This window comes from Sorangium sp. So ce426 (assembly GCF_051475585.1).
Classification (GTDB): Bacteria; Myxococcota_A; Polyangia; order Polyangiales; family Polyangiaceae; genus Sorangium; species Sorangium cellulosum_B.
Genome location: NZ_CP150341.1, coordinates 5,984,672 through 5,998,595, shown reverse-complemented (window position 1 = coordinate 5,998,595; position 13,924 = coordinate 5,984,672). Strand labels below are relative to the sequence as shown.

5 protein-coding genes are annotated in these 13,924 nt (G+C 68.0%); all 5 read left to right on the top strand.

What is annotated here, in order from left to right; translation table 11 throughout:
* Positions 1 to 2 precede the first annotated feature (2 nt).
* The 5 genes from WMF44_RS22255 to WMF44_RS22235 are packed head-to-tail and all read left to right on the top strand — an operon-like array spanning position 3 to position 13,923.
* Positions 3 to 2,789: a site-specific DNA-methyltransferase gene (locus WMF44_RS22255; RefSeq protein ID WP_437301111.1), complete on the top strand. Its 2,787-nt coding sequence runs from the start codon at positions 3 to 5 to the stop codon at positions 2,787 to 2,789.
* Positions 2,786 to 5,005: a hypothetical protein gene (locus WMF44_RS22250; RefSeq protein WP_437301110.1), complete on the top strand. Its 2,220-nt coding sequence runs from the start codon at positions 2,786 to 2,788 to the stop codon at positions 5,003 to 5,005. The genes WMF44_RS22255 and WMF44_RS22250 overlap by 4 nt, the downstream gene beginning before the upstream one ends.
* A 16-nt stretch (positions 5,006 to 5,021) precedes the next feature.
* On the top strand, positions 5,022 to 6,023 hold the full coding sequence (locus WMF44_RS22245; RefSeq protein ID WP_437301109.1) for a hypothetical protein: 1,002 nt from the start codon (positions 5,022 to 5,024) through the stop codon (positions 6,021 to 6,023).
* Positions 6,020 to 8,122, top strand: coding sequence for a UvrD-helicase domain-containing protein (locus tag WMF44_RS22240; RefSeq protein ID WP_437301108.1), 2,103 nt, complete (start codon positions 6,020 to 6,022; stop codon positions 8,120 to 8,122). The genes WMF44_RS22245 and WMF44_RS22240 overlap by 4 nt, the downstream gene beginning before the upstream one ends.
* A complete protein-coding gene (locus WMF44_RS22235; protein WP_437301107.1) occupies positions 8,119 to 13,923 on the top strand; it encodes a DEAD/DEAH box helicase in 5,805 nt (1,934 codons plus the stop codon). Before WMF44_RS22240 ends, WMF44_RS22235 begins: the two co-directional genes overlap by 4 nt.
* The last annotated feature ends 1 nt before the right edge of the window (position 13,924 follow it).

Sequence of the window (13,924 nt, the reverse complement as noted above, 5' to 3'; positions counted from 1 at the left end):
TCATGGCGGGACGCAAGAAGAGCGGCAGCACGACCTCCACGACCGAGACGCCGATCGACGCGCTCGTGCACAAGGACACGCGCAAGAACATCCCGACCCGCGAGATGGGGGAGCTCGTCGCGGACGAGGAGGAGACCCCGCAGGAGATGCTCTATCCAAGGGACCCGACGCTGGATCCGCAGCTCGTCTGGAATGGGAAGGACGAGCAGGATCGGAAGGAGCTCGCGGTGCCGGTGGTGCCGATCTACATCCAGGAGAAGATCGAGCCGAAGGCGCTCATTGAGGACCTGCGGGCGCGGATGGAGGGGAAAAAGCCACAGCTCGGCCTCTTCGGTACGTTCGGGCAACAGAGGGACTTCGAGGAGCAGATCGATTTCTACAAGCACGACGAGCGGTGGACGAACCGGATGATCCTCGGGGATTCGCTGGTCGTCATGACGTCACTTGCTCATAAGGAGGGGCTCAAGGGGAAGGTCCAGATGATCTATTTGGACCCGCCCTACGGAATCGAGTTTGGATCGAACTGGCAGGTGTCGACGCGCAAGCGCGAGGTCAAGGACGGGAAAGTCGAAGATCTAGTCCGGCAACCAGAGCAGGTCAAAGCATTCCGAGATACATGGGAACTCGGCATTCACTCGTATCTTGCCTACTTGCGTGACAGACTGACGATTGCGCGTGAAATGCTCTCCGAGAGTGGGAGTATATTCGTTCAGATCGGCGATCAGAACATGCATCTCGTTAGATGCCTACTCGACGAGGTGTTCGGCAGCAAGAACTTTGCTTCGATCATCTCGTACCGAACCTCGGTTCCGCTGACGTCGAGCGGCCTCGCGAGTATCAACGATTATATCATCTGGTATGCCAAGGACATCGAGGCATACAAGTACCGTGTACTTTACGTGCCAAGAGAGACCGGCGACAAATCAAGGTATACGAGCGTACAGCTAACGGATGGGACACGGCGCGGTCTGACGAGCAACGAGCGGCAAAACCCAGAGACGCTCCCACAGGGAAGCAGGGTGTACGCCGTCGAGAACCTCGTTTCCTCCGGCTACACTTCCTCGTGCACGTTTGACTTCGAGTACAACGGCGAATCGTACCGTACGAGTTCCGGAAAGAGCTGGAAGACTACTCGACAGGGAATGGTCCGGCTATCCAAAGCGGGTCGAATAAGTGACAGCGGGAAAACGATCCGGTACGTCATCTTCAATGACGATTACCCAGTAATGAGAATGACAAGCAGCTGGAGCGACACAGCTGGCGAATCAGACAAGACGTACGTCGTTCAGACACACACGAAGGTGATTGAGCGGTGTGTGCTGATGACTACGGATCCTGGCGATCTCGTGCTCGACCCGACGTGCGGCAGTGGAACGACAGCGTTTGTCTCCGAGCGGTGGGGCCGCCGATGGATCACCATCGACACGAGCCGAGTGGCCATCGCGCTGGCAAGGAGCAGGCTGGTTGCCGCAGAGTTCCCATATTTCATTCTTGCGGATAGCGTCGAACCCGTGCAGCGCGAGAGTAGCGGCGACGTGCGAAACGGGTTCGTGTACCAGCAAATCCCGCACGTGACGCTCGGATCGATCGCCAATAACGAGGAGATCGACGCTACCTGTGCCCGTTTCGAGGATCAACTCGCTCCTCTCCGCGCCAAGCTGAACAAGCTCCTCAAGCAGAAGTGGGAGGAGTGGGAGATCCCCCGCGACGCCGACGCCTCCTGGCCCACCGAAGCCAAGGCCGCTCACGCCGAATGGTGGCAGCTCCGCCGCGCCCGGCAAAAAGAAATCGACGCCTCGATTTCCCGCCGAGCCGAGAGCGAGATCCTCTACGACCAGCCCCACGAGGACCCCAAGCGCATCCGCGTCTCCGGCCCCTTCACCGTCGAGAGCCTCTCCCCCCACCGCATGCTCGACGCGAGCATCCCGGTCCCCAAGTCGCAGACCGCCGGCGCCAATGCGAGCACCTTCATCACCACCATCCTCGACAACCTCAAGAAGGCCGGCGTCCAGAACACCATCAAGAACGAGCGCCTCCTCTTCGACCGCCTGAACCCCTTCCCCGGCAAGTGGATCCAGGCCGAAGGCGAGTTCACCCACAAGTCCGGCGCCATCCGCCGCGCCGCCATCTCCATCGGCCCCGAGCACGGCACCGTCAGCCCCGAGCAGGTCCGCGGCGCCGCCAAGGAGGCCCTCAAGCACTTCGACCTCGCCGTCGTCTGCGGTTTCGCCTTCGACGCGCTCGCCTACGAGGCCGCCAGGGAGTTCTCTCCGAAAAACGGAAGCAACCCGCCCCCCTCGCCGAAGGGCAGCCCTGCGCAGAAGTCGATCACGGTCCTGCTCTCCCGCATGAACCCCGACCTCGCCATGGGGGACGAGCTCCTCAAGAAGACCGGAGCAGGCAACCTGTTCATGGTCTTCGGCGAGCCGGATATCTCGCTCCAGAAGACGAAGGACGGCAAGCTCGTCGCCGAGATCAAGGGCCTCGACGTCTACGACCCCACGACCGGCGAGATCCGCAGCCACACGACCGACGACATCGCCTGCTGGTTCATCGACACGGATTACAGCGGCGATAGCTTCTTCGTGCGACACGCCTACTTCACCGGCGCCAACGACCCTTACGAGAAGCTCAAGCGCGCGCTCAAGGCCGAGATCGACGAGGACACCTGGGCCTCGCTCTACACCACGAAGAGCCGGCCCTTCGATCCGCCCTCCTCCGGGCTCATCGCGGTCAAGGTCATCAACCATTACGGTGACGAGGTCCTCAGGGTCTACGAGGCGCGATGAGCCCCGCCGCGGAGAGGACGCTCGCCGCATGGAGCGCGGAGGCGCTGCGGCTGCTCGCCCGCGTCGCGCGGGCGCGCGGGCTCGATGGGCTCCGCCGTATCAATGCACTGAACAAGCTGCTCAACGTCATCGGCGGCCCGGACGAGGTCGAGGAGGCTCTCGCCGAGGTAGGCGCGGCGCCGAGCGACGTCGAGATTGATGTGCTCACCAGGCAGGCGCTTGAGCTCTTGAAGGAGTACCCCAAGCTCAAGGCGCGGGCGCAGGCCGGTAAGCCACAGATCTCGCGGCCCCTCGCCATGCCGGTCGCTGAGACCCCACCGGCGCCTCCGCCGGTGGAGCCGTCCCCTCCGCTCTTCTTCCCGCCTGGCACCCGTCCGGTCCCGTACCCGCAGGCGCAAACCCTCTCCCTCCTCGCGGACCCGCTGTTCGTCCGCGAGGTGACTCTTCCGCAAGGCCCGACGCCGCGGGACCTCAGCTCGCCTGATGCCACCGCGCAGATTCACAAGCGGCAGGAGGCCTCGATCGCCTCCTTCTTCGCCCCCTCGCCCGCCTCGGAGCGCAAGCCGGAGGCGAGCGCGTGGACGGCGTCGCTCGAGCTCGACGACGACCTGTACGTCGTGACAACCGCTCTCGTCGGGCTCCCGCAGTTCGTCAAGACGCTCGATCTCGTAACCGGGGAGCGTAGGGTCACGGTGCTCGCGTCGAACCTGCGCAGCGGCACGTGTCGCACGCGGGTCCGCCCTTCGACCGAGAAGTACGCGTGGTCTGCGGGCGCGTTCGACGAGGACCTGGGCGAGGAGCTCAAGGCCCTCGAGCTGCCCGGTCTCCAGGCCAGCCGTGCGAGCGCATTCCGCCTCGACGCCGCCGGGGCAGGCCAGCTCCTCGTGGGCGCCGTGCTCTCGCCCGGTCGCTCCTATCGGCTCGTGATCCCGCCCGAGCTCCCGGTCGAGGGGTTCGCCGCCGTGGACGTCCCTGCCACGCCCGCACCGTGGCGGCGCGTCGAGATCACGCTGCCAACGCCGGTGCCCACCGAGCTCGCGGCGCGGCTCGTGCGCATGGGCCTCGCGGTGGCCCAGACGGCGCTCGACGTGAGCTTCGCCGGCATCGCCGCGCGGGAGTACCGCCTCGGACGAGGCGGCGAGCGCTACGCCTGCTTTCGCCCCGAGGACGCGCCGATCGTGCGTGTGGCCGGCGTCGAAACGAAGGAGCCGGGTGCGCTTGTGCTCTTTCTGGCCGGGCCCCACGGGCAGACGCGTTTCCCCCTGCCACCGGGCAACGACCACCTGGTCGAGCTCGGGCCGCTCGTCCCCGGCCGTTACGCGCTGGATGTGCTTAGCCTCGACAAGACGCGCGAGCCGGAGCGGCTCTTCTTCGAGGTGGACGAGCAGGCAGGTCGCACCCCGGGGATCGCCGGCGCGAGGGTTTCCTTGGAGCTCGACGGCGAGTCGATAGCCGTCGAAGGCGCGGTGAGCCTGGATCTCGATCTCGGCCACCTCGATGCGTCACGCCTGCGCATTCATGCCCCGCCGCTCTGGCGCATCGGCGCACGCTGGGAAGGCGCGCGCTCGAGGATCTTGCCGCCGCTCTTCGCCAATGGGCGCGGCGAGGTACCCGCCGAGGACCTGCTCGCGGCGATCCAGGCGGAACGCGAGACGGAGCGCATCGGGGATCTGCATCTCGATTTCGGCGACCTGGGGGCCGTCACCCTGCGACATACGCAGCGTCTCTCCCCGGAACATCTCCGGGAAAAACTCCGCGCGCTCCTCGCGGAGCGGGGCTCGGCCGTCGCGGAGGAGCCCGATCTCTCCCTTCTCCGGACGATCTGGATCGACCCCGTGTGCTCCGTCCTCGGCTATCAGGTGCGCGAGATCGCGCCCATGCTGGACGACGCAGGCGGAGCCCGCGGCTTTGCGGTCTTCGCACTGGAGGCGACGGTTCGGGAGGACGAACGCATCACCGTGGAGCGGCCCGCCGCCCTGATTCTCGGGCGGCGCGGGGTCGATCTGGTTTCGACGGCCAGGGATACGGCGCGCGACCTCGCCTCCAGACTGGGCCGGCGCGACGGGTTCGTGCGGGCCATCCTGACCGACGGTCTTTCGTGGGCGCTCTGGGAGCGGGGTCGAGCCTTCGCGGCGGCGCCGCTCGCGCTCCGGGACGCGGTCGAGGACGGCACCGGCGCGCTCTTCGAGGCGTTCCTTTCGCGATTCCACGCCTGAGCTCATGGATATGACGATGCGCTTCGAGGTCCTCACACCCGATTCGTACGCAAGACGGGTCGCCGACCGCTACGGCGGCCATCCCGACCGCGGGACCGAGGTCATCGCGGATGTGACCCGCGCGGAGCTCTTCGCGCTCGGACAGACGCTGCGCTGGGTGCTCGTGCAGCGGGTCGAGAAGCTGCTCTCGCTCTTCGGCGTCACAGCGGAACGAATCGGGGAGATCGTACGCACGCTCGAAGCGATCGGTGACCTCAGCGCCGGTCCTGGCGGAGAGGTGGCCTGCGCGCCGCTTCGGGGCGTGCGCGTGAGCGCAGGGCGCTGGCTCCTCGTGGGGACGCTGCCCTCGAGCGAGATGAGCAGCATCGGGCACATGGCAGGGCTCCCCCGGCGGCTCTCTGTTTCCGAAGATCAAGCCGTGCAAGCGTGGGTCGAAGAGCGTAGCGGGCGCGTGATCGACGTCGCTCGCTGGGCGGGTCTTGATCGCTCGGCGCCCCATGATCGCTGGCTGGGCGAGCTCGCGGCGCGGCTCGATGCGGCTTCGCGCTTCGAGGACCGGGCGAGCGCCCTCTCCTGGGACGACCTCGGGATTTATCAGCCCAAGGGGGAGGACGCCTCGCGGGCGGCGCGGTGGAAGAGGGTGCCGCTCGGCGACGAGCCCGCGCTCGTCCGCGCGCGCCAGACAGGCGGATGGTCCGCGTACGCATGGGCGCGCACCTCCGGAGACAAAAGAGCCTTCGTCCCCCTCACGGGCGACGAGGCCAGGCGCACGATGTTCGCCGTCGACGCGGCCGCAGGCCTACCAGTGCGCTTCGACGCGACGCGGACGGATGGCGGGCAGGAGATCGCGCTGCCGGTGCTCCTTCCAGCCGCCGAGTACCGCCTTCTCGCCGCGGTGGGCGAGATGCTCGACGAACCGCGGCGCGTTCTGCTGGACGAAGGTGCGTTCGAGCAAGCCGCGGTGCTCCTCCGGGAGCGGCTCGGTGCCGCCGTCGAGGAGGCGCGGAGGGAGCCGTGAGAGATCGGCGAGAGCTCAACATCAAGCCGAGCTGCGCCCACGAGATCCAGGCCTTCCCGTCCGAGCAGGCCGCGGTGCTCTGGGAAAAGCTCGCCACGCTCGTCGACGATCCGATCCCCGACGGGAAGCTGAAGAAGAAGCTCAAAGGCAAAGGCGGCCTCTGTCGCCTGCGCGTCGGGGACTACCGCGTCTTCTACAGCTTCGGCGATACGTGGATCCGCCTGATTGCCATCCGCCGGCGCGATTCGAGCACGTACGGCAACAAGACGGCTGCGATAGGCGCCGAGGCCCCGGGGGCTCTCCCGCCGCGCGGGGAGGAGCAAGAGGCGGAGGTCCTGGACACTCCCTCGGAGAGGCCCCCTCTCGCCTTCGCTGCCGCCGCGCCCGCGCCCGCGCCAAGCAAGAAGTTACCTTTTCCGATCACGCCTGCATGGCTTGCCTCCCTGCACATCCCGCAAAGGCACTACCCGCCCCTGCTCCTCTGCACCACCGAGGACGAGCTGCTCGCGGCGGACGTACCGCGGTACGTGCTCGAGTGTGTGGTCGACAACCTCTTTCCCAGGCCGCTCTGCGAGGTCGTGCAGCAGCCCGACCTCGCGGTCCACGACCCGCACGACCTCTTGCGCTTCAAGGAGGGCACCCTTTTCTCGTTCCTGCTCCGGCTCGACCCGGACCAGGAAAAGCTCACGACCTGGGCCCTGAAAGGGCCCACGATGGTGCGGGGCGGCGCGGGGACGGGCAAGAGCACCGTGGCCCTTTACCGCTTGCGGGCCGTGCTCAGGCAACCGCATGCGACCGGGAAGGAGACCGCGCTCTTCACCACGTACACGCGCGCCTTGCAGAGCGCGAGCCGCCAGCTTCTCGAGCAGATCCTCACGCCGGCCGAGATGGAGCGCGTGCGCATTGCCACGTGCGACGAGCTGGCCCGCGAGATCGTGTCCCGGCGGCGCCGTGTCGAGCGCATCGAGACGGACCCGCTCTCCGTCCTCGCCGCCGTGCGCGAAAATTTCCTGCCCGCAGGGCCCACGATGTTCGAGCGCAAGCTCCGCGCTCGGGCCCTCGCCAGGATCTCCGATCGATACCTGCTCGACGAGATGACGTGGATCATCGAAGGGCGCGAGCTCCGCACGCTGGAGGAGTACGAGGCGGCGCCGCGGCCCGGGCGCGGCGTGGCGCTTGGCGCGAAGATGCGCGCCGCCGTGTGGGAGCTTTACGAAGCCTTCCGGGCGAGGCTTCAGGCCTCGGGGGGCGAGACATTCGGCGCGCTACGCCGTGAGGCGGCCGAGATGGCCCGCACCCGTGACGACGTGCAGCGCTTCGATCACGTGCTCGTCGACGAGGCCCAGGACTTGCCGCCGGTGGCGCTGAGCCTGCTCGCGCACCTCGCCAAGAGCCCCGAAGGGCTGTTCTTCGCAGCGGACTCCAAGCAGTCGATCTACTCGCGCGGCGCAGGCTGGAGCAGCGCGGATCCGCGGCTCATGTTCAAGGGGCGGACGGCCATTCTCCAGCGCAACTATCGCTCGACTGTCGAGATCGACACGGCCGCGTTTGCGCTCCTCGAGCCGGAGCCCGACGAGGAGCTTCCCGCGTCGACGAGCCCTCACGAGGGCCCCATGCCCGTGCTGCTCCGCGGCGCGCCGCCCGCGCGCGAGGCCCACTGGGCGGCGCATTTCATCCGGCAGATGGCCCGTCACCTGCGCATCCAGATGCACGCGGCGGCGGTGCTCGTCCCGGACAGGGCGACCGGCGAGGCGATGGCCAGGGGGCTCAGGGCCGCGGGGCTCACCGCGCGCTTCTTCGAGGGGCGCGACCTCGATCTCGGGGCGCCGGCGATCAAGGTTCTTACTTTCCATTCATCGAAGGGGCTCGAGTTTCCGATTGTCGTGGTCTCTGGCCTGCACCCGGGCAGCTACCCGATCGCCGCCGACTACGAGGAGCCTTCCGCGTTCGAGGAGGCCATGCGGCACCACCGCCGGCTCCTCTACGTCGCGTGCACCCGCGCCATGCGCGGCCTGATGCTGATCGAGCCCGAAGGCTGCGAGGACATCGCCGTCACCCGCCTCGGGGGCGAGCGGTGGAGCGTCGAGGAGGCGTCGTGACCGTTTTCCGGATGAACAAGTATGCAGAGGAGGACGGCGGCCTCTGCAACGTCGAGGACGCGGAGTTCCTCCATCGCAAGCTCAAACCCGGCGACGTCTTCGATTTCGCGGGGGTCCGCTCCATCACCCCGGCCTTCCTTGATGCGCTGTTCGCCGGAATGAAGCCCGAGTCGCTGGTCGAGTCGTTCCAGGGCGTCGAGGGCCCCGTCGCGGACGCGCTCGGCGAATGGCTGGACAGGGTGGGCGACGCCGAGCCCTCCGGGGCGCGCAAGACGAGGCAAAAGCCAGCTCCACCCCAGGAGCCTCCCCAGCCTGCGGCGCCGCTCGCTGTCTTTGAGCGCACCGACGACGACGAGAAATACACCCCGACCCGCCTCGCGCACCGCCTCCGCGGTCAACTTCGACGTTATATCGAGAGCGCCTATCCCCTGAGCGACGCCACGCTCATCAAGGCGCGCCGCGTGCTGCTCGATGAAACCGATCGCGGCACGCTCCTCTCGCAGGAGCCCTTCGTCGAGACCACGCCGCGCTACCACGTCTTCCGCGGCACGTACGACGATTTCGGCCTACCCCCAGAGATCGCCGGGCTGCTCGATCGGCTGACGCGAACGAGGACCGACTACGATCCCGAGAGGAGCCTGCTTTTCCCCGAGATCTACAAGCACCAGGAGCATGCCTTCCGCGCCTTTCTGGTCGACGGCAAGGATCTCGTGGTCGCGACGGGCACGGGGTCGGGCAAGACCGAATGTTTCCTCGTTCCCCTGCTCGCGCGCCTCTACGAGGAGGCGACCGCGCGCCCCGAGAGCTTCGCGACGCGGGCCGTGCGGGGCCTGATCCTCTACCCGATGAACGCGCTCGTGAACGACCAGATCTCGCGCCTGCGCCTGCTCCTCGGGAGTACGGCGGTGATGCACCAGTTCCGCGAGCTCGGGCCGGGCCGCCGCCACCCCCTGTTTGGCATGTACACCGGACGCACGCCTTATCCGGGACCGCGCAATCCCGGCAAGGATGGGGCGAGCGTCGAGCCGCTCCTCAAGAAATACCTCGAGATGCCCGCGGATCTGGCCCTCGAGCTGAAGAAGCTCGGCCGCTTTCCGGCCAAGGATCTGCGTGCATTCCTTGCCGCCGAGCGCGCCGAGAAGGCGACCTACAAGACCGGAAAGAAGAAGGGCCAGCCCTACACGAAGCACAACTGGCCCGAGCGGCTGCAGACCGGGCGCGATGATCGCGAGCTGCTCACCCGGCACGAGATGGTGCACGATCCCGAGACGGGGCGCGGCGGGGCGCCCGATGTGCTCGTCACCAACTACTCGATGCTCGAGTACATGCTCATGCGTCCCTTCGAGCGGCCCATCTTCGACGAGACGCGGCGCTGGCTGGAGCAGCCTGGCGCGAGCCTCCTGCTGGTCCTCGACGAGGCGCACATGTACCGGGGCGCCAAGGGCGCCGAGGTGGCCTTCTTGCTCCGGCGGCTCTTCGCGCGCCTGGGCGTCATCGACAAGCCGGAGAAGGTCCGAGTCATCTGCACCAGCGCCTCGCTCGGTGGCGGGGACGCGCAGGAGACGGCGCGCCGGTTCGCCGCGGATCTCACGGGAAAGCCGCCCGAGCATTTCGAGGTCGTATTCGGCGTGCGCGAGCAGCCCTCGCCGGCCGCGCCAGGGGATCCTGCGCTCGCCGAGGTCCTCGCGCGCGTGCATCTGCCGGCCCTGCAAGGCGATGCTGGCCCTGACGCGCTCGTCGACGCGGTGGAGCCGATCCTCCGGCATCTCGGCGATACGCAATCGCGGCCTTCGTCTGCCGAGATCCCCGCACGCCTGGTTCGCGCCCTCGAGGGGCGCCCGTGGTTGAACCAGGCGCTCGCGTTGACCTCGGAGCGGGCGAGGCCGCTCGGCGAGCTCTCGAGCGCGCTCTTTCCGGAGAGCCCTGTCGCGCGGAAGGCCACCGAGGTGCTCCTCTCGCTCGGGACGCTGGCGCGGCGCTCGCCCACGGGGGCGAGCCTCTTGCCGACGCGCATTCACATGATGTTTCGCGGCCTCGCGGGTATCTACGCCTGCATCGACCCGCGCTGCTGCGGGCGGCAGGAGCGCCCAGGCGAAGAGGCGCCGCTCGGCAAGCTCTTCGCGACCCCGCGAACCCAGTGCGACGCCTGCGGCGCCCGCGTCTTCGAGCTCGCCTCGTGCCGCACCTGCGGCGGAGCGTACCTGCTCGCCCGGGTGCCGAAGGGCCAGGCTGCCTCCGCCCGGTTCCTCTGGGGCGAGCTCGATGGCGAGCTGGAGACCATCGAGATCCTCCCCACCCACCCCCGGAACGAGGAGGGCGTGGAGGAGGCCGCGATCCAGCTCGCCACGGGCCACATCGTCCCGGCGAGCGACGCCAATGACCCCCGGTTGCGGCGCATCTGGCTCCCTCGCGACAGGGAGACCGGGCGCCGCAAGCCGGAGTTCACGCGTTGCCCGCTCTGCCAGCCCCCCGGTCTGCCCCTCACCGTGCTGCGCCGGGCCTTCATCACGGACCTGCGCACCCGCGGCGAACAGCCGTTCACCGCGCTCATCGAGGCACAATTCGCCGAGCAGCCGCCGCAGAAGCGCGACCCCCACCTGCCCAACGAGGGACGCAAGGTGCTGGTTTTCAGCGACGGACGCCAGCGGGCCGCGCGCCTCGCGCCCGCGCTCGAGATGAGCCACTCGCGCGACGCTTTCCGTCAGGTGCTCCTGCTCGCGGCGCGCGAGCTCGAGACGATCGGGAGATCGCCGCGCATCGGCAGCATGTTTCCCGCGCTGCTCCGCGTCTGCACGCGGCGGGGGATCGATCTGTTCCCTGCCGCGGACGAGGGCGAGTTCCACGCCTACCTCGCGCAGGCGCGGTCGTTGCCGCTCGAGACGCTCCTCGAGCACGCGGCCCAGAACATCATCCAGGCCACGCTCTCGTATGCGAAGAGCCTCTTCGCCGAGCTCACCGACAGGTACTTCTCGCTCCAGGCCATGGGGCTCGCGACAGTCGAGGAGGAGCCCGCCCTGGGCTACCTCTTCAATGACTTCCCGGACGTGGGCCTGTCCGCCGGGGAGGTCCGGGGCCTCTTTCGTGCCTGGCTCCGCGCCCAGCTCGAGCGCAAATGCTTCTTGCCGCCCGGGGCCAGCTTGAGCCAGCTCGGAGAGCCCTGGGAGCGGCCCGAGGGCATCCGGCTCGACGCGAAGAATGACCTCATCCCCATCCGCTTCGGCGAGTGGATGCACGCCACCGTGGGCGAGGAGAACGCGAAGAAGGTGGCCGCGTGGTTCGTCTCGCTCGTCAGGAGCAAGGGATTCCTCGTCCTGATGAACGACGCTTATTACCTCCAGCCCAACCTGCTCGTCCTGCGTCCGCGCACCGACGAGCGCTGGTCGCGCTGCACGAGCTGCAGCCGGCTCGACGTGCACGAGATCCGCGGCCGCTGCACCGACTGCCTCGGCCGGATGGTGGTCGAGGATGACGCGCTGTACCTCGACGCGCGGTACGGGTTTTACCGGGACCAGGTGCATCGCGCCCTGCAGGGCGACTCCCGCGAGCCCTTCGGGCTGACGACCGAGGAGCACTCGGCGCAGCTCTCCAATCTGAACGATGATGATGCGTTCTCCACCACGGAGAAGTACGAGCTGCGCTTCCAGGACGTACGGGTCGAGGGCGAGCCTCCGATCGACGTCCTGAGCTGCACGACGACGATGGAAGTCGGCATCGACATCGGCGCCCTCACCGGCGTCGCGCTGCGGAACGTGCCGCCGCACGTGGCCAACTACCAGCAGCGGGCCGGGCGCGCCGGGCGGCGCGGCCGCACGATCGCCTCCGTGATCACCTATGCCCACGGTGGCTCGCACGACGCCTGGTATTACGAGCATCCGGAGCGCATTATCTCCGGCGAGGTCCGTCCTCCGGTCGTCTACATCGAGAACCAGAAGGTGCTCGAGCGGCATGTGCATGCGTTCCTCGTGCAGGCCTTCTTCCACGAGACGGTCGCCGCGAGCGGCCACTCCTATCAGCTCTTCGCGTCCCTCGGCACGGTCCGCGATTTCCTCACCTCGGGCGAGGCTTGCTCGCTCGAGCGCCTCGTCGCCTGGCTGCATGGCAATCGCGCCCGGCTCCTCGCTGATCTGCGCGCATGGATCCCATCGTATAGCCATGGGTTCGGGAAGAAGACGCACGCGGAGGGCGTGATCGACGGCGCGATCGAGCGGCTGGTGCAGAGGCTAGAGCATGATCTGCCGGTCGATCTGGCGCGCGTGGAGGGGCTCGACGACGCGCAGCGCACCGGCCTCGAGATGCAGCTCGATGAGCACCTTTTGCAGACGCTCATCGACCGCGCCATCCTGCCCCGGTACGCGTTCCCGACGGACACCGTCTCGTTCTGGGTACCGGAGCGGCGGCGCCCCGGCGCGAAGACCTACAAGCGTCGCTTCGATTACAGCCCGCAGCGCGATCTCCAGATCGCGCTCTCCGAGTATGCACCGGGACGAACCCTCACGATTGACAAGTTCCGGTTCGAGTCGGCCGCGCTCTACTCCCCCTATCCACCCGGGGTACGCGACGTCCTCGCCCGGGCGAACGCGTACAGCGCCTGCAAGTCGTGCGGGTACATGACGCTGGACGCTGCGGCGCGCACGCTCCCAGCTTGCCCGGTGTGCCGCGAGCCCCAGCTCGCGACGCTCGATTTTATCCGGCCCGAGGGCTTCGCGCCCGACGTGAACAAGGAGCGCGATATCGATCGCGGTGGGGCGATCAGCTACGCGGGGATGTCGACGCCCGCGAAACTCGAGGTGCAGACCGTGAGGCGATGGGACGAGGTGCGCTTCGACGGACGGATCAGACTCCTCGCGCGGCCCGAGACGATGGTCGTGGTGAACAAGGGCGTCGGGGACCGCGGCTTTCACGTGTGCCCCGCGTGCGGGTCGGCGGAGCCGGTCTTCGGCCCGGGGTTCACGACGCCTCGTCTGGTGGGCAAGGATGGTCGCGCCAAGGTGCACACGCACCCCATCGAGGAGGGCGGCCAGTGCACGGGGACCGTCGCCGGACCGTTCTACATGGGCCACCAGTTCCCGACGGACGTGCTCCTCCTGCGGCTCACGCTCGCCTCACCCATGAAATGCGCCGTCGATGCGCCGCGCTCGGGCCGCGCGGGGCGGATGGCGTTGACCTCGCTGGTCGAGGCCCTTTGCCTCGCGGCGTCGCGCATCCTGCAGATCGACGAGGGCGAGCTCGCCGGCAACTGGAACCCCGTTCCCGGCGACGTCACGCGCGAGGCGGACCTCTACCTCTACGATCTGCTCCCCGGCGGCGCCGGCTACACCCATCAGGTCCGCAGAAATCTCGGGGCCATTCTCGAGGAGGCGAGGCAACTTCTCGGCGGCTGCGATTGCACCTCGTCGTGCCACCGCTGCCTTCGTCATTACAATAACCAGACCGTGCACGGTTCGCTCGATCGCAGGCTGGGCATCGCGCTGCTCGAGTATCTGCTCGAGGGCGCCGTACCCTCCGTGTCCGCCGAAGAGGCGCTTTCCGCGCTCCTTCCGCTCACCGAGCTGCTCTCGCTGCGTGGCGTACGGTTCGAGCTCGGGGCCTCCACGATGGCGCCGGTGCCCCTCCGACTCGACCTGGCCGGAGGCGAGCTCTGGGTCGACGTCCACCACCCGCTCGTCGACGCCGACGTCGTCGGGGCGCGAGCGATCGAGGAAGCACAGGCCACCATGACGCCGGTTGTGGCCCTCGATACGCACACTCTGCTCCACGATCTGCCGCGCGCCTGCAAGCTCCTCGGCGTGGAGGAAGGGTGAC